Source organism: Dorea sp. AGR2135 (assembly GCF_000420885.1).
In the GTDB taxonomy this organism is placed as follows: Bacteria; Bacillota; Clostridia; order Lachnospirales; family Lachnospiraceae; genus Dorea; species Dorea formicigenerans.
In genome coordinates, this window is sequence record NZ_ATVU01000002.1 from 56,488 (window position 1) to 77,562 (window position 21,075).

22 protein-coding genes are annotated in these 21,075 nt (G+C 40.8%); 2 read left to right on the top strand and 20 right to left on the bottom strand.

What is annotated here, in order from left to right; translation table 11 throughout:
• Positions 1-283 precede the first annotated feature (283 nt).
• The 5 genes from pheT to G593_RS0101775 all read right to left on the bottom strand — a co-directional run bounded on the left by pheT (position 284) and on the right by G593_RS0101775 (position 7,799).
• Positions 284-2,728: a phenylalanine--tRNA ligase subunit beta gene (pheT, locus tag G593_RS0101755; protein WP_029730524.1), complete on the bottom strand. Its 2,445-nt coding sequence runs from the start codon at positions 2,726-2,728 to the stop codon at positions 284-286.
• Between the two features lie 16 nt (positions 2,729-2,744).
• Positions 2,745-3,782 (bottom strand): phenylalanine--tRNA ligase subunit alpha, encoded by a 1,038-nt coding sequence (locus G593_RS0101760; RefSeq protein ID WP_044993909.1) that lies wholly within the window; start codon positions 3,780-3,782, stop codon positions 2,745-2,747.
• Between the two features lie 539 nt (positions 3,783-4,321).
• Positions 4,322-6,241: a PatB family C-S lyase gene (locus G593_RS21200; RefSeq protein ID WP_081646463.1), complete on the bottom strand. Its 1,920-nt coding sequence runs from the start codon at positions 6,239-6,241 to the stop codon at positions 4,322-4,324.
• A gap of 13 nt (positions 6,242-6,254) precedes the next feature.
• A complete protein-coding gene (locus G593_RS0101770; protein ID WP_029730527.1) occupies positions 6,255-6,938 on the bottom strand; it encodes an amino acid ABC transporter permease in 684 nt (227 codons plus the stop codon).
• 3 nt (positions 6,939-6,941) lie between these two features.
• The gene (locus tag G593_RS0101775) at positions 6,942-7,799 is read right to left on the bottom strand and encodes a transporter substrate-binding domain-containing protein (protein WP_049946441.1); all 858 of its coding nucleotides are present in this window, start codon (positions 7,797-7,799) and stop codon (positions 6,942-6,944) included.
• Between the two features lie 377 nt (positions 7,800-8,176).
• On the opposite strand from G593_RS0101775, the gene G593_RS20005 reads away from it, so the two are divergent.
• Complete coding sequence (locus tag G593_RS20005) at positions 8,177-8,338, top strand: hypothetical protein (RefSeq protein ID WP_155961765.1); 162 nt, start codon at positions 8,177-8,179, stop codon at positions 8,336-8,338.
• A gap of 27 nt (positions 8,339-8,365) precedes the next feature.
• Positions 8,366-9,076, top strand: coding sequence for a hypothetical protein (locus G593_RS0101785; RefSeq protein WP_022279490.1), 711 nt, complete (start codon positions 8,366-8,368; stop codon positions 9,074-9,076).
• Positions 9,077-9,130: 54 nt separating this feature from the next.
• On the opposite strand, the gene G593_RS0101790 is transcribed toward G593_RS0101785, so the two are convergent.
• From G593_RS0101790 to atpE, 15 genes are all read right to left on the bottom strand, one after another.
• Entirely contained in the window at positions 9,131-9,667 is a 537-nt protein-coding gene (locus tag G593_RS0101790; RefSeq protein ID WP_022279491.1) for a hypothetical protein, read from the bottom strand.
• A 36-nt stretch (positions 9,668-9,703) separates the two neighbouring features.
• Positions 9,704-10,264 (bottom strand): hypothetical protein, encoded by a 561-nt coding sequence (locus tag G593_RS0101795; protein ID WP_022279492.1) that lies wholly within the window; start codon positions 10,262-10,264, stop codon positions 9,704-9,706.
• Between the two features lie 81 nt (positions 10,265-10,345).
• The gene (locus G593_RS0101800) at positions 10,346-10,855 is read right to left on the bottom strand and encodes a hypothetical protein (RefSeq protein ID WP_022279493.1); all 510 of its coding nucleotides are present in this window, start codon (positions 10,853-10,855) and stop codon (positions 10,346-10,348) included.
• Positions 10,856-10,859: 4 nt separating this feature from the next.
• Positions 10,860-11,186, bottom strand: coding sequence for a hypothetical protein (locus G593_RS0101805; RefSeq protein ID WP_022279494.1), 327 nt, complete (start codon positions 11,184-11,186; stop codon positions 10,860-10,862).
• A gap of 289 nt (positions 11,187-11,475) precedes the next feature.
• The gene (locus tag G593_RS0101810; RefSeq protein ID WP_022279495.1) at positions 11,476-11,739 is read right to left on the bottom strand and encodes a putative signal transducing protein; all 264 of its coding nucleotides are present in this window, start codon (positions 11,737-11,739) and stop codon (positions 11,476-11,478) included.
• A 90-nt stretch (positions 11,740-11,829) separates the two neighbouring features.
• Complete coding sequence (locus tag G593_RS21205) at positions 11,830-12,912, bottom strand: GNAT family N-acetyltransferase (RefSeq protein ID WP_081646464.1); 1,083 nt, start codon at positions 12,910-12,912, stop codon at positions 11,830-11,832.
• Between the two features lie 152 nt (positions 12,913-13,064).
• Positions 13,065-13,328 carry a putative signal transducing protein gene (locus G593_RS0101825; RefSeq protein WP_022279497.1) on the bottom strand — a complete coding sequence of 88 codons (264 nt, stop codon included), beginning with the start codon at positions 13,326-13,328 and terminating at the stop codon, positions 13,065-13,067.
• Positions 13,329-13,971: 643 nt separating this feature from the next.
• Positions 13,972-14,853, bottom strand: coding sequence for a helix-turn-helix transcriptional regulator (locus G593_RS0101840; RefSeq protein ID WP_029730529.1), 882 nt, complete (start codon positions 14,851-14,853; stop codon positions 13,972-13,974).
• Between the two features lie 642 nt (positions 14,854-15,495).
• Positions 15,496-15,915: an ATP synthase F1 subunit epsilon gene (gene atpC / locus G593_RS0101845; RefSeq protein ID WP_005337449.1), complete on the bottom strand. Its 420-nt coding sequence runs from the start codon at positions 15,913-15,915 to the stop codon at positions 15,496-15,498.
• Between the two features lie 14 nt (positions 15,916-15,929).
• Positions 15,930-17,330 carry a F0F1 ATP synthase subunit beta gene (gene atpD, locus G593_RS0101850; protein ID WP_029730530.1) on the bottom strand — a complete coding sequence of 467 codons (1,401 nt, stop codon included), beginning with the start codon at positions 17,328-17,330 and terminating at the stop codon, positions 15,930-15,932.
• 8 nt (positions 17,331-17,338) lie between these two features.
• Positions 17,339-18,232: an ATP synthase F1 subunit gamma gene (gene atpG / locus G593_RS0101855; RefSeq protein ID WP_005337451.1), complete on the bottom strand. Its 894-nt coding sequence runs from the start codon at positions 18,230-18,232 to the stop codon at positions 17,339-17,341.
• Between the two features lie 3 nt (positions 18,233-18,235).
• Positions 18,236-19,744 carry a F0F1 ATP synthase subunit alpha gene (gene atpA / locus G593_RS0101860; protein ID WP_005337452.1) on the bottom strand — a complete coding sequence of 503 codons (1,509 nt, stop codon included), beginning with the start codon at positions 19,742-19,744 and terminating at the stop codon, positions 18,236-18,238.
• Positions 19,745-19,750: 6 nt separating this feature from the next.
• Positions 19,751-20,287 carry an ATP synthase F1 subunit delta gene (gene atpH / locus G593_RS0101865; RefSeq protein ID WP_005337453.1) on the bottom strand — a complete coding sequence of 179 codons (537 nt, stop codon included), beginning with the start codon at positions 20,285-20,287 and terminating at the stop codon, positions 19,751-19,753.
• Positions 20,268-20,768 carry a F0F1 ATP synthase subunit B gene (gene atpF / locus G593_RS0101870; RefSeq protein ID WP_005337454.1) on the bottom strand — a complete coding sequence of 167 codons (501 nt, stop codon included), beginning with the start codon at positions 20,766-20,768 and terminating at the stop codon, positions 20,268-20,270. Before atpF ends, atpH begins: the two co-directional genes overlap by 20 nt.
• Before the next feature lie 51 nt (positions 20,769-20,819).
• The gene (atpE, locus tag G593_RS0101875; RefSeq protein WP_005335083.1) at positions 20,820-21,038 is read right to left on the bottom strand and encodes an ATP synthase F0 subunit C; all 219 of its coding nucleotides are present in this window, start codon (positions 21,036-21,038) and stop codon (positions 20,820-20,822) included.
• Between the last annotated feature and the right edge of the window lie 37 nt (positions 21,039-21,075).

The following is a 21,075-nucleotide window of genomic DNA, read 5'->3' on the forward strand; positions in this document are numbered from 1 at the left end:
ATTCCACCACTCTATGCTAACCAGACACTTTCTCCTACCAATCCCCCGCTCTCCTTCCGCCTTCCAATAACTTCGCACATAATAAAATCCAGCTGCTGATGTCACGATAATTGATTTTATTTTCCAGATTTTCTTACGCCTAACTTAGTCTGTACAGTGCACTGTCTGAGCCGATTTATCGGCGAGTTTGCACTGTCAGACTAAAATAGGTGGCGTATGAAAATCAGAAAACAAATCATATCGTGACATCGGCAGCTGGATTAATTATGTTAAGTTATTTCATTTACTGAGTTCTCAGCTCTGCTCCCATCTTCTTCTGCAGCTTTTTCATAACCTGATTTGCTACATTTTCAATCTCCTGGGAAGTCAGTGTCTTCTCATTAGATCCGATGGTCAGTCTGATTGTCACAGATTTCTTGCCCTGTGGGATCTGCTTTCCACGGTACTCGTCTACGAAATCTGCTTTCTTAAGGAATTCGCTGGCTTTCTTCTTGCCGAGAATTGCCTCATGCATATCACTCCATACTGCATTGGAGTCAAAGAGCATGGAAATGTCATATTCGTTCTCCGGATATGCTGCAAGGTGAGTGAATTTATTGGTTCTGGAAATGAGTGGTTTCAGTTTCAGAACGTCTAACTCGAAGAGCATTACGGACAGGTTCTTGATTCCGCAGTCCATAGATGCCTTCTTAGCAAGAAGTCCCATATCACCGATCTTCTCGTCTCCACGGTAAATGTTGAGCCATACTACATTGTCAGCCCATACTGGTTTCTCTTCTTTTCTGAACTCAAATGCTGCCTGATGTGTATAACGTGGCATATACTCCAGAACACCTTTTGCTTCCTGGAAGAGTTCTTTCACATCTTTCACACTGCTTGCAAATGCTCCGGCAATATGGCGGCGCTGCTCTGGCAGTAACTCAGACTTGTCGTATGGTGAGGTATAGTTCGCATCATGGAATACCTGAGCTTCCTCAAAGATTGAGAAATCATTGAAGTAACGCTCATTCTTTGCAACTGCCTCGCAAATGTTCGGAAGCAGAGAAGCACGCAGGTAACTGAGATCCGGTGCCGGTGGTGTGGAAAGACGAAGCATTCCTTCTGTCGTCTGCATAATTGCATTCAAATATACATCATTTACCCAAGGATATGTGTAGATTTCCTGCATTCCACAACGGATTGCAAGGAACTCTTTCATATTTCTTACAAGATCCTGATCTTTCTGATTGATTGCACTGTCAAATGTTGTTGTAAATGATGTTGGCTCGAAATTGTCGTATCCATACATTCTGGCAACTTCTTCCATTACATCATCTTTAATGGAAATATCGCCTGTAGAACGCCATGTCGGAGCGATGACGTGCATGTCCTCACCATGAATCTGTACATCAAATCCAAGTTTCTCAAGCTTGCCCTGGATCTCATCATTTGTCAGATGCTTTCCAAGTCTCTTCTCAAGCCATACAAGATTTACATCAATCTCAGCTCTCTTGAGTTTCTTTACATATTTATCACAGTAACCTGTCACTTTCATTTCCGGATACAGCTCTTTGAAATACTGCATGGAAAGTGCAAGTGCCTGGTCGCATCTCTCAGGATCGATAGCTTTTTCATATCTTGAAGAAGCTTCTGTACGGTTATCATAACGAAGTGCAGTTCTTCTGATTCCTGCTGCTTCAAAGTTTGCGACCTCAAGAATGACACGCTCTGTCTTAGGCAGGATAGAATCCTTTGCTCCACCCATAACACCAGCCAGTGCAACAGGTCCCTCGGAATCTGTAATTACAAGGTCATCTGTACAAAGAGAAAGCTCTTTGTCATTCAGAAGAAGTAACTTCTCATTTTCTGCTGCATGTCTTACAACAATGTGATCAGAAATGTTATCTGCATCAAATGCATGTGTCGGGTTACCCGTTGCGAGCATTACATAGTTTGTAATATCAACCAATGCATTGATTGGGCGCATGCCGACTTTCCAGATTCTATTCTGCATCTGATATGGCGCCTCTTTTACATTTACACCAGACATTTCTACACCGATATATCTCGGGCATCTGTCTGGATCAGCGATTTCTACATTAAAATCAGACTGTACATCTGTCTCAAATGGCTTGATCTCAGCAAGTGGCAGATTGTATAATGCTGCAATCTCGCGGGCGATACCATAGTGTCCCCACAGATCCGGTCTGTTTGTCATTGATTTGTTATCAATCTCAAGAAGAACGTCGTTCAGGTCAAGGGCATCTGCCAAAGTTGCTCCTGCCGGTACTTCAAATGCGGACAGGTCAAGAATCTCTGCTTCCTGAGATGCCGGGAAGAGATCTCCCAGTCCGATCTCGTCAGATGCACAGATCATTCCGTAGGAAGCCACGCCGCGAAGTTTAGACTTCTTGATCTCAACAGGCTCTCCCTCACCATGCCAGCGGACAATCGCTCCCGGGCAGGATACAGCAACACGCATACCTTTTTCAAGATTGATACCACCGCAGACGATGTCTTTAATTTCACCGTCACCGATGTCTACTTTGCAGACGCGAAGCTTGTCTGCATTTGGATGTGGCTCGATATCCTCGATCACACCTACTACCATATGGTCAAAACGATCTGCCAGGTACTCTACGTCCTCAACCTCAACAGTATCCATAGTCAGATCATATGCAAGCTGTTTCATATCCATATCTTCAGGGATATTTACAAAATCTTTAATCCATGATAATGATAATTTCATCTTTATTCTCCTCCGCTTATCTGAACTGTCTCAGGAATCTTAAATCGCCACTGTGGAACAATCTTACGTCATCCACGCCGTAACGCATCATGACCAGTCTGTCCAGACCAATGTTTACATAGAAACCTGTGTACTCATCCGGATCCAGTCCTGCTGCACGAAGTACATTTGGATGTGGTGATCCACCCGGCATAACCTCGATCCATCCCACATGTTTACATACGCTGCAGCCTTTTCCGCCGCACACCTGACACTCCATGTCAATCTCAAATCCAGGCTCTACAAATGGGAAGAAACCGGAACGCATTCTTACCGGAACGTCTCTTCCGAACACCTTACTTAAAATGCTCTGGATCATAACTTTTCCGTCCGTGAACTTGATATCCTTATCCACGATCAGAGTCTCATACTGGAAAAATGCTCTCTCATGATGTGAATCTGTTGTCTCGTTACGATATACACGTCCCGGATATACAAAACGATACGGCGGTTTGTGTGTCTGCATGTAACGGACACTTCCTCCTGTCAAATGTGGTCTCAGGCAAAGCTTCTCATTCGTACTTCCACTGTCATGACCCTCCAGCCAGTATGTGTCCATACTCTCTCTTGCCGGATGGTTCGGAGGGAAGTTTAATTTATCAAATGCATATAACTCACTTGTGATGTCATCCTCCTGGAAAATCTCAAATCCCATAGAACGGAATGCATCATTAAGGTCATAGCACATCTGTGTGATCGGGTGAAGTCCTCCGTTCGGCGGCAGGATTCCCGGCACAGAACAGTCAAAGTCCGGTGAAACCTCAGAAGCTTTCAGCTTCAGCTCTGTTCTCTTAGAGTTGATCAGCTCTGTCACCTGATTCTTAGCCTGGTTGAGCACCTTTCCCATCTCCGGGCGAAGCGCTGCATCAAGCTTTGGCATCTCCTTCATTAACATACTTAACGCACCCTGTTTTCCAACATATGCATTCTTCACATTCTGCAGTTCATTTTCATTTGCTGCTTCAGAAATCTTAGTTTTCACTTCTGATAAAATACTGTTGATTTTATCCTTCATTCTAATTCCCCTTTCTACTACTCTTTAAGTTCAGTGTCTTTTTTTATTTTTATATTTCAGAGTCAGCTTCCAAAATGTACCATTCTGGAAGTGTAGCGTATTCGCTAAATATAATTTCAAAAACTGGCTTAAAAATAAAAAAGCACCGCCACTTGTGATTAACAAGGGACGATGTTACTCGCGGTACCACCCTATTTCAGAGTTCTTATCACTCTGCACTCTTTTATGTGTATTCGATCTGCTACACGAACATCCGACTTAACGCACTGCCACTGGCAAATGCTTTTCATCGAAAGACTCCCATACTGAAATTTCCAAAAGGTTCGCGTGAAGTGCTCTCAGCCGGTGACACTTCATCTCTGCTTCACTACATCTTCTGTACTTACATATGTTCATAGTCCAAAATCATGATAATTATTACATAATTTTACGGCTTTGTCAATGTGTGAGTTCAGACTATCTCACCATCTCACACTGCAATTACCAGATAAGAAATCAGAAGTACTTATTACAGATACTTCTGATTTCACTTTACAAATTTAAATCAACTTATTTTTTTGCATTTGCTTTAAAATTCGTTCTAAAATTTCTTCTAGCTTAAGTTTTGAACAAGCAACATTAAATCTTCTATACTGACTGTATCCTGTGCCAAATTCTGAGCCATGACTTAGAATCAATTTGCAATCATCTCTCCAAAACTTTTCCAATTCCACATCAGACATATTCAATCCACTACAATCCACCCACATTACATATGTCGAATCGCTATTTACAACTTTCAACTGCGGAAAATGCGTTTCAAAATATTCTTTAAAAATCCTCTTATTTTCCTGTATATAATACTTTACGGCTTCCAGCCATTCAATGCTCTTTGTATAGGCTGCAATAGTGACTCCCTCAACAAAAGCATGGGCAAATGGATATTTCAAATTTTCCATTATTGCTGAAATTTTATCTCTCATTTTTTTATCTTTAATTATCAACGAAGCACCACTTAGCATCGGAACATTAAAGCTTTTACCTGGAGAAATTACTGTAGCTGCCATAACACCAACTTCCTCTGCAATACTTGCTGCCACAGTATGCTGTGCCTGATTGAATATAAATTCATAATGCACTTCATCTGAGATAAGAGTCATCCCATGTTTTTTACAGAATAAACTAATATCTTTTAATTCATCCGTTGTCCAAACTGTTCCTGTTGGATTTTGTGGATTACATAACAATAATATTTTTGTCTTTTCAGAAACTTTTTCTTCCATTAACTCTAAACTAATGGTAAATCTACCCTCTTTTTCTATTAATGGACATTCCAATACTTTTCTTCCACATCCGGTAATAGTGCTAAAAAAGTTACCATAAACAGGTGTTAACAGCATAACTTCATCACATACTTCTGACGCAGCTTGAATATATGTACTTATGCCAATCATTGTATCTGCACAAAATAGTATTTCACTTGCATCCACCTTATAAGAATGTCTATTTTCAAGCCATTCTGAAATAACTTTAAAATACTTCGGTGTTAATGTCTCATATCCGAAAATCCCCGCCTCTACTCGCTCCTGCATCTGTCTCTGAATTGCTGGCGATGACTTAAATTCCATATCTGCGACCCACATAGGATAAATATCTTTGTCAATATCTGGTGTCTTTAAGTCTTTCCATTTATAGGAATTCATATAACGTCTTTCAATAATTTTATCAAAATCCGTATCATAAATGTCATCTACTTTTGCCTGTATAAACGATTTTGCACGCTCTGTCTGAGGATTTGTAAAAAATATATCAGGAGTAGCTTGTTCAACAATATTACCATTTTCCATAAATACAATTTCATCTGCAACTTCCCTTGCAAATCGCATTTCATGAGTAACAATCAACATTGTTGTATGCTGTTTTGCCAAATCTTTAATTACATCTAAAACTTCATTTACCAATTCTGGATCCAAAGCAGATGTTGGCTCGTCCAAAAGGATTACATCTGCATTCACAGCCATTGCTCTAGCAATTCCAACTCTTTGCTTCTCTCCGCCTGACAAAGTTTCAGGATACGCATTTTTCTTATGTGACATTCCTACTTTTGCAAGGAGTTCATCTGCTATTTGTAATGCTTCTCCCTTGTTCATTTTTCTTACAGTTATCAACGGCTCAATAACATTTTCAACAGCCGTTTTATTTCTGTATAAGTTTGAATTTTGAAATACCATTGCCATATGCATGCGAAGAGTCTGAATATCGCTTTTACTCATTTTAGTAAAATCAATCTCTTTATCTCCCAATACAATAGACCCTTTATCAGCCCGTTCCAAAACATTCAGACATCTAAGGAGTGTTGATTTTCCTGTTCCAGAAGGTCCTATGATAGCAAACACTTTTCCTTTTTCAATTTTTAAATCTATACCTTTCAATACAGATTTATCACCAAATGTTTTCCATAGATTTTTAATTTCTATCATTTCTATCTCCTGACTACTTCTGATATGCTACACCAATTTTTCTTTCAACAATTCTCTGAATCTTTCCTAATATCAAAGCTAATATCCAATAAAATGCCGCTGCTATGATATAAGTTTCAAAAGTTTTATAAGAAACCGCTGCTGAAAGTTGCGCCTCACCCATTACATCTTGAATACCAATTGTCATACCAAGTGATGACATTTTTATAATATCAATTGCTGAGTTTACAATTGGTGGAATTGCTGCAACCGCTGCTTGCGGCAACACAACTCTCGTCATTGTCTGTGTATGCGTCATTCCAAATCCAAGGCAAGCTTCATATTGCCCTTTATCAACGCTTTCAATAGCACCTCTGATTGTTTCAGCCATATATGCAGCACTATTCATTGCTAAACATATAATTAGAGCTAATATTTTAGGACATCTGACCATAATATCCATTACCATGGGTAATCCATAAAAAAACAAAAACAACTGAATTAATAATGGGGTACCTCTAAAATATGAGATGTATACCTTAGCAATGGGGTCTAAGATTGCAACATGATAATGTTGAATTATTGCCAAAATTACGCCCATAACAATACTTATAGCAAATGCTAATATAGATACAAATATCGTAATTTTCATTCCATTAATTAATAATGGAACAAGTTTCACCACATATGGCATTACTTCTTGAGTTAAATATTCCATAATTTATTTGCTTTCTACAGAAACGTCTGCACCAATCCATTTTTCAGAAATAGCTTTTAATGTTCCATCTTCTTTAATCTCTTTAATAAATGCATTTAACCCATCTAACAATTCTGTATTATCTTTCTTAACAGCAAGTGCTCCACAAGAACTTTCAAATGCTGGAGTTACAACTTTACATTTCACTCCGCTCTTTTCAATTGCCATGTAAGCCTGTATATCCTGTGCTAACATACCATCTATTCTTCCCATTTCAACATCTTTTAACATGTTTTCAAGTGTTGCAGACTGATAGATTTCAAACTTCACTTCACCATTTGGGTACATAGCTTCAATGTCCTGCTGCATTTCATTTCCAGCTCCCACGCCAATAGTTTTTCCAGCCAGATCATCTGCGCTCTTGATATCTGTATTGTCATTGCTAACAACAATAACTGAACCATAGTATGTTTCTGGCTCTGTAAAAGCATACTTCTCTTCACGTTCTGGTGTTGGTGTAAGCTGAGCAGCTACCACATCTGCTTTTCCAGAATCAAGTAATCCAAGAAGACCAGAAAAATCAGCTCGTTCCCATTTTACTTTGATGCCTGTTCTTTCTTCAAATTCTTTCCACATATCAACATCATATCCCTGAAGTTCATTATCCTTGTCAAAACAGAATGGTTCATATCCTGAAGAAATTGCCACTACGATTGAATCCATATCAAGACCATACTTTTTATCAGTTGCTTCCCCACTATTTCCTTTAGTTGTCTCTTCCGTTTTAGTTTCTTCTTTTTTCGCTCCTTCTTTGCTACCGCATGCTGCCATAGATAAAACAAGCGCTCCACACAACAAAATACTGATTAATCTTTTTTTCATTCTTCTTCCTCCAAATCATTGTTTTTGTTTACCCTATAAAATAGTGTACTATGCTTATATATTGCACTTTAAATCCAATGTTGTCCAATTGATATTTTGCATATTGCTTCTATCTATATCGTTTCTATCTATATCCATTTTATCTATACTAGTTCTAATTGGCTAACACTATAGTTTTTTATGATGCATTAATAATCTATGTGTCCATTGCGTTTACCCAATATATGTTGTTTTTCAGTCCGATTTCTCAATACGCAAACATTATCCATATCAGAATGTTATGATTTCAATGCAAAATTACTATCTTACATCTTATTTTTACTGTTCTATGATGATGCTGGTAAAAAAATATATGATTCGAAAGAGAGAGGTACAATATGGACGACAACAAAATGTGTCTTGAGAAACAACTGTTATCTCAGGAATTACTTGAAAAAATGAATGCCTACTGGCGTACTGCCAACTATCTGTCAGCGGTCAGCTCAATCTTCTGGACAATCCGCCCCGAAAAAATTATAATCAAATATAGAAAGCAATGAAAAATCTCTCGAAAGGAGCCGATACCCATGAAAAAATCTGCTGACAAACTGGCAATTGCATATGTAATTATATTATCCCTGATTCCGGTACTTGTTCTTCCGAATCTTACTTTCCAGAACCATGTACTTGATGCAATTCCATATGATGCCTCCGGCTTTGCTACTCTGCGGGGATTTTTCCTGTCAAACCTGCCTGCTATTATTTACATTCTGGCACTTTATATTCTTGGGATCCTAAATATCTGGAAATCTTTTTTCTCCTATGAAGAAGACGATTCCACCGCACTTATAAACCGCATGCTTATACATAAATACGGTCTTGTCGCATTTTTCCTGTTCAGTTTTATCACACTGTTCATTATGTACTTTTTCGCTGGTGCTGCACTGACTTTTATGACCGGCGGTCTGATTATACCGCTTATGCTCCCGGTCATGAGTGTTATGATATTTTTCACCGTCATTGCATTCTGGCTCACAATCCTTCCGGGCTCTTTTTACGCCCTGCAGGTAATCCGCATGACTTATAAAGCTGGAAAAATCAGCCTCGGAACTGCTATCCTGCATGGTATCCTGCAGTTCTTCTTCCTGGCAGATGTCTTAAGCGCCATGTACCTTGCAGCCGTAAAATGGAAACGTGCAAAGAAAAGCTCCATCGCAGTCGGAATTATATATATTGTCTGTGCAATTGGAGTCATTGTACTGGCAGCAGCAACCATTAAAGAATTTCAGGGGCTATAAGCTTCTAAGCCTGCCCCCTCATTTTATTTCTGCTAAAGCACCAACTATGCTTCCTTATTCTGTTAATCCTATTCCAAATGTCATGGTTCCTGTATAATTTACACCCGGTTCAATATTCATTCTTGGATCAAGTACTGGTTTTGCCGTATAAGTTACAGTTCCATTCCCTGTAAAGGAAGCTAACTCTGTTCCTGTTGCAGTATCATTACCAGTTGTTTCAATTGTGTTACCATCTGCTGCAATCAACTGATAACGAATAGTACCCGTATAAGTTGGCTTGGACGTCTTTGCCTGTAATACAAGCTGATTTCGATAATAATCAGTACCTGCGATTGTTACCGTTACTTTCTTCCCGTCCAGATCCGCGACATCTTTTGCTTCAATATTAAGGGCAGTTCCCTCCTTTGAAAGTGCCAGCGCTGAAGGTATAGATACCGTATATGTCGGTTCATTTTTCTGAACATAAGAAAATTCTGTTGACGCAGATGTTGTATTCTCTTCTGCATGAACCGGAAGCGCGAATGCAGATACGGTAAGCACCGCTGCAATCACTGCTGTTGAAAGCATTTTCATATTCTTTACAGATTTCATATTTAGTCCTCCCTCGTATAATTGATGGATAATCATTTATTTGATATCAGTTAAACCTACGCCATAGTCCATCCAGCCAGTATAATGAACGCCTTTCTGGATTGCCAGATTGTCCCCTTCTTTTCCTTCACGGTCCGGATAATCCTGCGCACATGGGTATATTTCATAATTTGCTGTACCATCCTCTGTAAAAGCAACCAGTTCCATACCTTTAATCTGCTTCTCCAATGCCCCCAGTTTAAAGTCTCCGCTTGTTCCTTTAATATTCAAAGTCATCATATATGGTTTTGCACCATTCATCTTATCTCCGACAAGATATAACCTTCCATAAGTTCCATTTCCTTTTTGCAGCGTTACTGTAATTTTCTTACCTTCCGGAATATTTTTTACATCGCTGGCCGTAATCGGTACCAATGTGTGTTCTTTTGCATTCAATGTTACCGTTTCTGGTACAGTGACTGTATAAACTGGATCATTTGCTACATAAAGGGAAAAATCAGTGTGTGCACTACCTGTGTTTGCTGCAAATGTCGGCGTTACCATCATCATTCCTGCCATAACACTTGTCATAACTGCTGCTGCGATTCTTTTCTTCATTTTCGTTATCCTCCTGAATAAAAATATTAATAAATATCTATATTTACAGCCACACTTCGAGCATATGCCCTTTGGGGGCCGTTAGTTTACAACATGTAAATCTGCTTTCACACTCGCTCCATTTAAGCGTGTATTTTTTCCATCCATAGAATATGTAGAAATGTTCATATATATTGTATAATCTCCTTCATCCAGCGCCTTATCGACCTGAAATTCACTGATTGCCTTTCCCGGTTCAATATAGTCAGACTCATAAATCGGAGTCTCATCATCTCCAATTGTAATGCTGTATTTAAAATAGCAGTCATTGTCCTTCGGATTTGCCAGGGTAATCTTCCACGTCTTATCTCCTGCCCCGACACTGAGTTCTCCGTATCCCGGCATTTTAATACCTGAATCCTGCTGTCCAGATAAATTATCTAAATCTTTGTCCCAGTCTGATGCATTCTGATCTACCACAACCCCATTGGAATTGTTTACAGATTTCTGCTGTCCCAGCTTATATGCAAATACAACTCCAAGCGCTGCGACAAGAATCACCACCACAGCGAATATCCATATTTTCTTATTTCTTTTTTTCTCTACTTTCATGCACCTAATCTCCATTCTTTTCTGTCTTCTGGCTTTTACGGATTATGACTCCCATGGTTCCCAATACCGCACTCACTGCAAGCATTATCTCGTAATCCAATATTTTACCTCCGGTGGTATCACCTGTCTTTGCCACAGAATTGTCCACCTTCCCGTTGTCAGCCCGGTTGGCAGTCTGATTATTTTCCTGTCTGTTATTCTGGTTGTCATCCGGTACATAAAGCTGAATATTCGTCCGAGTTTCCGCATAGGTGTTCTGATGCATAAAACCAGCCAGTACCGCAAAGCTTATAATGAAAATGTATTTTTGTACTCTCCGCCGTATTTTCATCGTAGTTTCCTCCTCGTTTCTTACTCTTCAACGATTCATTTATCAACCCTCTTCTGCCTTGATGCACTTATTGTAGCAACCTCTGTTTTTGGATTGCGACATATTCATGTAATTCTTTCGTAAAACTTTTTTAAGTTCACGTTAATCACAATCCATTATTAAAAAATAAGTTAATTTCCAATAAAAAAAGACAGTGAACCGCCTAAAAACAATCCACTGTCTTCATAATCTTCAAGAGCACTAACTATGATATTACATTTTTTCAACTAATATTTTTTCACTTTATTGCTCAAATACCCTCAGCGTCTATAAGCTTCCTGGCCTGCTCCTCATTCTTCGCCTCCACAAAAACATCGACACCGTAAAGTCCGAACCCTGCTGTACTATACACAGAAACACCATCTCCTGATTCCTGAGAAAATGCAGCAATTCCGTTCTCTTTTAACAACTCTATCATTCTTTCCGCCTCTATAATGTCATGCACATTACAAAGTTTCACACAATCGTCTCCAGACGCTGAATCCTTTTCCTTATGTTTGAAAAAAGCTCCCATCTTACACTCCTCCGTTTCTTATACTTTTGACATTTCCGCATTTTTTATATGATCATTTTACCACGTTTCCGCATTTTTTATATGATCATTTTACCATGTTTCCGCGTTTTTCAGGTAATCCGTTTTGTCTGCCTCTGTTATCTCTCGCAGTACCTTACACGGATTACCCACTGCTATAACATTTTCTGGTATGTCCTTTGGCACAACACTTCCGGCTCCGATAATTGTATTATCACCAATCGTAACTCCTGCCAGTATCTTTACATCTCCGCCAAGCCACACATTTTTCCCAATGCGAACTGGTTTTCCAGAACAGCCGCCTTTGATTCGCTCTTCTGCGTCTATTGCATGATTCACTGGATAAATGCCGATATTCGGACCCAGCAATGTATTTGCTCCAATCACAACTTCAGCACAGTCAAGAATAACACAGCCAAAGTTAATATACACATTGTCTTCGATAACAATATTCTTTCCAAACTCGCACCGGAAATCCGGCTCAATCCAGACGTTCTTTCCCACTTTTCCTAAAAGCTGTGCCAGAATTTCATTTCTTTTCTCAACTTCTTCGTCCTCAGTTTTGTTGTATGCCCGGAACAACTTTTTCGCTACGATTCTTCGCTGAAACAAATCATCAACAAAATCATTGTACATTTGTCCTGCCTGTAATTTTTCCCATTCTGTCATTTGTGATGTCTCTCCTAAATCCAACATATATAAAATACAGTTTCTGTCCGGATAAGTATACGGAACCGGTAATTCCTCTGTTTTAATCTTCCGAAATCCTGCTTTCTCATAGAACCGATGTGATGTATGCGCAACCGACGGTGTGTCTAATATAATATGCTTTACCTCTGCCTCTTTTGCAAATTCAAGCAGCTTCATGTATAAAGCAAGCCCGACTTTCTGTGACCGGTACTCTTTCTTCACGAAGAATTTCTTCATGATTGCACAGTGGTCAGCTTTTATCATCAGTCCAAGAGTTCCGATTACATTTCCCTGATCTAGCGCAATCCAGAATTCGCCTCCATTTTTCTGATAGGAGTCATGGATTGTAAGCAGATCCGGCTGCTCCTCAAGAGACAGATTAATCTTCGACTCATTATTCTGAATATCTAAAATTAACGAAATAATCTCATCATCATATTTTCCACTGTATGTTTCGATCTGCATTACAAATTCCTTCTGGCAATAATTTACCCTCTGTATACAAAAATGGGACGGTAGAACCGTCCCGCTGTTAAATTCACACTTTGAGTGACAAAACACTCTCTTTTAACTGTCTCACTTACGGGCTGAGATACGCCCACTCATAGCTGACTCCATTAAAGATTTTCAGCGTCTATAAGCTTTTTCGCCTGCTCCTCATTCTTCGCCTCCACAAAAACATCAACTCCATAAAGTCCGAATCCCACTGTACCATACACAGAAACACCATCTCCTGATTCCTGAGAAAATGCAGCGATTTCATTCTCTTTTAGCAGCTCTATGATTCTTTCCGCCTCTATGATATCATGCACATTGCAAAACTTCACACAACCGTCCTCAGACGCTGAATTCTTTTCCTTATGTTTGAAAAAAGCTCCCATCCTACACTCCTCCATTTCTTTTCTTTTGACATTTCCGCAGTTTTATATAATCATTTTACCACATTTCCACACTTTTTATATCTTCATTCTTTATTAGTTTACTCACCAGTAATATACTTATATTGAATTTTTTATACTATCATGTTATACTACAATTGCTGCCACCATCCAAGCGAAAGGAGGTGAAGTCTTATGCACGAAACTCTCATCACATTTTTTGTTTCTGTTATGGCAAGTATTGTTAGCTACTTTATTTGCAAATGGCTGGACGGAAACGACAGGCAGTAACAGCCTGAAAGGTATAAGCCACCTTACATAAACGGAATAAAAACTCCCGGAAGTCTCGACCACTTCCGGGAGTTTTGTTTTGCTCATGCATGAAATTCATCACATTTCTTAGCTGTTATTATCATATGCTTTATTTTCATAAAAGTCAACCTATAAGTATATATTTTCCATTAATTTTTCTCTATCCCCACATCACGCCTGCAGTTTTTCCCATTCTGTCATACTCGCTTTTCCACTGTATGTTTCAATCTGCATTACAAATCCCTCCCGTCTGTTACTTATTATACTATTTACATTTTTCTTCCAGTAATAAAAAATCATTACATCTTTTTGACAAACTTGTAGATTTTCATTTTTAACCTATACAAACAATTAATTCACTCTTGATTCCATTCAGTTCAATCACGTTGTCCGCCTCCGGCGCATCAAACCGATCCACCTGCTGCCCGGCTTTTTCATAAGAAATGCTTGTTCCAATGCCCTTTGCAACTGCCTGGAAAATCGCCTCTTTTGGAACATGTATTTTTGATGTCGCAGACACTTGATTAATTGCGATCTCGCCGTTCAATGAATCGCACAAAATCTCCATGTCAAGATTACAATCAACCTCCACCGAACCGACAACATTTTCCAAAATCAAATTTGTTGTCTTCACACCAAATTCCATATTTTCACATTCTATGGAACGGATTTCTACCGTTTCCGCATGAGCTTCACACTCAATCTTATCTATATACTGCACCGGAATCTGCACGAAAATATCAATTTCACTCTTCGCCATTGCTTCCGTGGCACCATTCTTTCGTTTTACATCTATATCAATTCGTTTCCGGATATCATCAATCTTAACCTTGAAATCATTCTGAAGAGTTGAAAATGTATTGGACCCCAGTCGGACCCGGATTTTCTCGCCCTCATATCCCGCCAGTATAAGCCGCTTCGCCCCTTCCAGCTTCATATCATAATGCTTCGATTCATCAATATCATACTCCGTAATACTCTCATACAAGTACTCCGTCTCCACTACCTTTTTTGAACCTCTTTCATTTGAAAGTAGATCGTCTATGGAAATGTCAAACAGTGCTGAAATCGCCATTATATTTTCAATATCTGGGATCCCCGCACCCGTTTCCCATTTTGTAACCGCCTGTCTCGATACACCAAGCTTCTCCGCCAACTGCTCCTGCGACATACCAGCCTGCTTGCGAAGCATCTTCACATTTTCTGCAAAAGTCATATCCATAATCTCCTTGTCTTTTCTTACCCGTTCGAGAGTCTTATCACAGAACTTAAGGTTGCTTCACAGACATATTTCTTATCCGAAACTATTTGTCTGGACAGCCTGCACTCTCTAAACATCTCCTAACAACTTACAGTATAGAAAACTGCACTTTACATCACAAGCACACAAAGATGTCATCAAAACATTTTCCTGCTACTTTGCGTAGCATCTCCCTTATTTCCCTATTTTATCATACCCACCTCGCGGTCGCCAAGGTCTTGAGCAAGCTCTGACTTTGGCTCGTCAATAGCGCAGCAAAATCTTCCCCTTTCACTCACACTTTCCCCTTCACACAAACTTTAAACTTCCACTTACATAAAAATACAGCTACCGTTGGCAATCCGCTCTGCCAGACTCACCCTCCCTCGCCTCTCGATACGATATAACTTCCACATATAGAAAAAGTACAGTTCACTGCTTCTCAGATGATTGATGCAATTTCCAGTATTTTGCGAGCATCATTAAATCTGGAGGTGCACTGTCTGAGCCGTTCCTCAGGCGAGTTTGCACATACAGATTTTAATAGATAGCGCAGCAAAATCTGCGAAATTCATCACATCTGAAAGCAGTAAACTGTACTTATTGTATTGTGTGAAATTATATCCTCGTATTCTTCTCCCTTGACACCTTCAACCGGTTCATGGCTCTTGCCAGGGATGCTTTCGTGTGATAGTATTCCTGGATACTCTGCTTCTGACGAAGTTTTTCTTCCATGACTTCACGCCGTTCTTCTGCTCTTCTGGCGTCAATTTCTTCCGGTTTTTCAGCGGTCTGTACCAGCATGGTAACACGGTTGTTAACAACCTCAAGGAATCCGGTTCCAACGGCAAGTGTCTCCCACGTTCCGTCTTCCAGCTGCATCTTCGCTTCACCGACTTCGATTGCTATGACCATATTCTCATGATCTGCAAGAATTCCCATCTGACCGCCGTCGGCTGCAGGTACGATCACCTTCTGGCATCGTCCGTTATACGCCACGCGGTCACTGGCTATGACTTTCAACCAAAATGTTTTCATAGTTTACGCACCTCTTACTCTCCGTCTTTCAGTGTCTTTGCTTTCTCGATAACTTCGTCAATCGTTCCGACATTGAAGAAGGCGGCCTCCGGATATTCATCCATTTCTCCGTCGATGATCATTTTGAATCCACGGATTGTCTCTTTCAGTGGTACATATTTTCCAGGAATTCCTGTAAATGTCTCAGCTACGAAGAATGGCTGTGACAGGAATTTCTGAATCTTTCTTGCTCTCATAACCGTTGCTTTATCTTCATCGGACAGCTCTTCCATACCAAGAATGGCGATGATGTCCTGAAGTTCTTTATACTTCTGAAGAATCTCTGTTACCTGGTTGGCTACTTTATAATGCTCTTCACCTACGATGTCTGCCTCCAGGATACGTGAGTTAGACTCCAGCGGATCTACAGCCGGGTAAATTCCCTGCTCAACGACCTTACGTGAAAGTACGGTTGTTGCATCCAGATGTGCAAATGTTGTTGCCGGTGCAGGGTCTGTTAAGTCGTCGGCCGGTACATAGACTGCCTGAACGGACGTGACAGAACCATTCTTTGTAGAAGCAATACGCTCCTGTAATTCACCCATTTCTGTTGCCAGTGTCGGCTGATAACCTACGGCTGATGGCATACGTCCAAGCAGGGCGGAAACTTCAGATCCAGCCTGTGTGAATCGGAAAATGTTATCAATAAAGAGCAGCACGTTCTGATGTTCTTTGTCACGGAAATACTCAGCCATTGTAAGTCCTGTCTCAGCGACACGCATACGAGCTCCAGGCGGCTCGTTCATCTGACCAAATACCAAAGCGGTCTTCTCCAGTACGCCAGACGCTTTCATCTCTGTCCAGAGGTCATTTCCTTCACGGGAACGCTCTCCGACACCTGTAAAGATAGAATATCCACCATGCTCTGTTGCTACATTTCGGATCAGCTCCTGGATCAGTACTGTCTTACCAACTCCGGCTCCTCCGAACAGACCAATCTTACCACCTTTTGCATATGGTGCAAGAAGGTCGATGACCTTGATACCTGTCTCAAGGATCTCGACAGCAGGACTCTGCTCTTCAAATGTAGGCGCCTGTCTGTGGATTTCCCAGCGCTCTGCATCTTTCTCTATTTCTTTTCCATCATCAATGGTCTGACCAAGCACATTGAACAGACGTCCAAGTGTCTGATCTCCAACTGGAACTTTGATACCGCTTCCAGTTGCACGGACTTCCATATCTTTGTGAAGTCCTTCACTTGCAGCCAGCATCAGACAACGTACTTCGCTGTTTCCCAGATGCTGTGCAACTTCCATAATACAAGTCTTGTCTCCGTTATCTACCTCAAGGGCATCTTTGATATTCGGAAGCTCTCCGTCTTCAAATAAAACATCGACAACAGGACCCATGACCTGTACAATTCGTCCTTTATTCATATCTGTTCTCACTTCCTTTTCCGTTTCTGTGCCTTCGCACCTGCGCATACCTCTGTGATCTCCTGCGTAATGGCTGCCTGTCTTGCCCGGTTATAAGCAATAGACAAATCTTTGATAATTGCCTCAGCACTGTCTGTCGCTGATTTCATAGCCGTCATTCTGGCATTATGCTCACTTGCATACGCCTCGACCAAACAACCGTAGATCATTCCGGTTACATAATTCGGTACGATATTGTCCATGACGCTCTCGACAGACGGATATAGCTGAATCGCCTCACGCCTTAAGTTTGCCGGAATGCTGTCCTCTCCGAATGCACTTCTCTCAAGCGGAAGCAGCTTTACAGTCTCCACCTCAGATACCATAGAATTCTCCATTCGCGTATAGACAACATACACTTCGTCCAGCTCGCCATTATTAAACTGTTCCATCAATGTCTCAGAAATAATTCTGGCTCTGCTCAGGTTCGGTTTCTGCACAGTATATTGGAAATTTTGTTCAATCTCATGTCCCTGACTTACAAAATAATGTCTTCCAAGCTCACCTACGACAAACAATTTGTGATGTCCCGGCATTTTCATAATTTCCTCTTCTGCTTTTTCTACATTGTGATTGTAAGCTCCTGCCAGTCCTTTATCACCGGTAATAACTACAGATCCGATTTTCCGTTCTTCTTTCGGAATTTCTTCCCTACTGTCAAAATACTGGTTGCTCACTTCCGGCATATGACGCAGGATTCTGGCAATCTCAGCCTGCAATTTATAAAAATACGGCTCTGCATCTGCCAGTTTCTTTCTGGCCTGACGCATTTTTGTAGAAGAGATCAGGTACATGGCGTTGGTGATTTTCATCGTATCTTTTACACTGTTAATTCGTGTCTGTATTTCTCTGATATTTGCCATACATTAACACCTGCTCTTTTTGAATTCCTCTGCAATCTCCACGATCTTCTGGGACAACTCTTTAGACAGATCCTTTGTCTCCTCGATTTCTCTTGCGATTTCCGGATGTGCACTTGCAAAGTAACTTAACATATCCATCTGGAATCCTTTTACTTTTGCAGTTGGAATTCCAAGCATGACTTTATGTCTTGCAGCACAAAGTGTAATAACTTTATCTGCCAGTGACATTGGTTTTCCAAGCGGCTGCTTCAGAAGCTCCATCAGTCCGCCGCCATATTCCAGCTGTTCCTTCGTTGCATCATCAAGGTCTGAACTGAACTGTGTGAAAACTTCCATCTCACGATACTGGGCCAGATCGATACGAAGACTTCCTGCTGCCTTCTTCATAGCCTTTGTCTGTGCATCTCCACCTACACGAGATACAGACAATCCTACGTTGACCGCCGGACGCATTCCTGAGAAGAACAAACTGCTTTCCAGGAAAATCTGTCCATCTGTAATGGAAATAACGTTTGTAGGAATGTATGCAGATACATCTCCGGCCTGTGTCTCGATGATTGGGAGAGCCGTGATAGATCCACCGCCTTTTTCCTCACTCAGACGGCTGGAACGCTCCAGAAGTCTTGAATGCAGATAGAATACATCTCCAGGATAAGCCTCACGTCCAGGAGATCTTCCAAGTAACAGTGACAATGCACGGTACGCAACTGCATGTTTGGAAAGATCATCATAAACGATCAGTACATCTTTTCCTTTGTACATAAAATACTCTGCCAGTGCAGTTCCCGCATAAGGAGCAATGTACTGAAGCGGCGCACAGTCGCTTGCTGTTGATGCTAATACGATGGTGTGATCCATAGCTCCTGATGTCTTAAATGTATTTACAACTTTTGAAATCGTTGATGCCTTCTGACCGATGGCAACATAGATACAGATCACTCCGTTTCCATTCTGGTTCAAGATCGTATCTGTTGCGATAGATGTCTTACCAGTCTGTCTGTCACCGATGATCAGCTCTCTCTGTCCACGTCCGATCGGGAACATGGAATCGATAGAAAGGATTCCTGTCTCCATAGGAACGCTGACGGATTTTCTGTCAATGATTCCAGGTGCTTCATTTTCAATCGGGCGATAATCATCTGCCTCAATCTCTCCGGCACCGTCGATTGGTGCACCAAGGGCATTGATAACTCTTCCGATAAATTTATCTCCTACCGGGATTCCGGCTTTTTTCTTTGTACGTGCAACCTTTGTTCCTTCTTTGATTCCTGTATCTGATCCAAATAAGATACATCCGATCTCGTCTTTCTGGATATCCTGTACCATACCCTTCAGACCATTTTCGAAGGTAACGATCTCGCCGTACATTGCATGATCGATTCCGTAAATGGTAGCGATTCCGTCTCCGACTGTTACAACAGTTCCGACTTCGCTGTCTTTACTGATCTCATCAAAATTCTCTATTTCACTTTTCAGAATTGAAATAATTTCATCTGAATTGATTGAACTCACTTACGTTCACCTCCAGGTCAATTTTTGTTCTAACCGGTTCATTCTTCCACGAATGCTCCAGTCATATTCATCACTGCCCGCTCTCAGAATAAATCCTCCAAGCAGTGACGGGTCTTTTTCGACCTCCAGATTTACCTTCGATTTATGATATTTATCCATAATAAATGTTTTCATCTTCTCAGCCTGCTCTTCGTCTGGCTCGTCTACACATATTAAAGTCGCAGTCATAACTTGCTGCTGCTCCTCACAATATTTATCATAGCTTTCGAAAATGTCCCAAAGCATGCCCATTCTCTGGTTCTCGCATGTTACCTTCAGGAAATTACAAATAGACTTTGGAAATATCTGTTCGATAACACTGTATTTGTTCTTTGCCGTAATTACCGGATTTAACAGTACTTCATATACTTCCGGTACCTGACAGAAGATTTCTTTTGTTTTCTCAATATCTGCTTTCGGAATTCCCAGTTCGTACAGAACTCTTGCATAGCGCTTCGCTGCCGGCTGAACGAACTTTACTGTATTACTCGTCTTTGCCGTCATGAGCGTCACCTACGCTTTCCAAAAACTGATCATAAATCGCCTGATTTCCTTGTTTTCTTGTCTCTTCATCTACAATCTTTCTGGCTGCCTGCATTGCAAGTCCTGCAATCTGTGTCTCAACGCCATCCAGTGCCTGCTTTCGCTCAGTCTCGATGGTCTTTCTGGCACGTTCGATCGTGGCATCTGCTCTTCTGTCCGCATCTGCAAGAATCTCATCTGACTGTCTCTTAGCCTCTACACGGGCATTTTCAACGATTTTAACCGACTCCTCTTTTGCACCGGAAAGAGCTGACTCATACTCTTTTTTCAGAGTCTCTGCCTCTTCCTGTCTGTCACTTGCATTTTTCAGTCCGTCGGCAATCATCTGCTCACGCTTTTCCATGATTCCCATAACTGGTTTGAACAGGAATTTTTTCAGTAATAGATAAAAGACTACAAGGTTTATTATGGTCCAGAGAAGGCTCAAATCTACTTTTATCACCTTTTCCCACCTGCCTTTCTTCTTTTCTCCTGCTTCTTTACGAACTGCTAATTATTTCAGCATCAGGATAATCAGAAGACCGATGATAAATCCATAAATAGCTGTTGCCTCTGCAAGGGCACAACCAAGAATCAGGTTCTTGCTGATCTTTGACTCAGCCTCTGGCTGTCTTGCGATAGCGTCTACTGCCTTGCTTGTTGCAAGACCAATACCAATACCTGCTCCTAAACCTGTTAAAACTGCGATACCTGCTCCAATTGCTACTAACATAATCTTAATCTCCTTTTCTTCTTGTCTAAAAATGTTT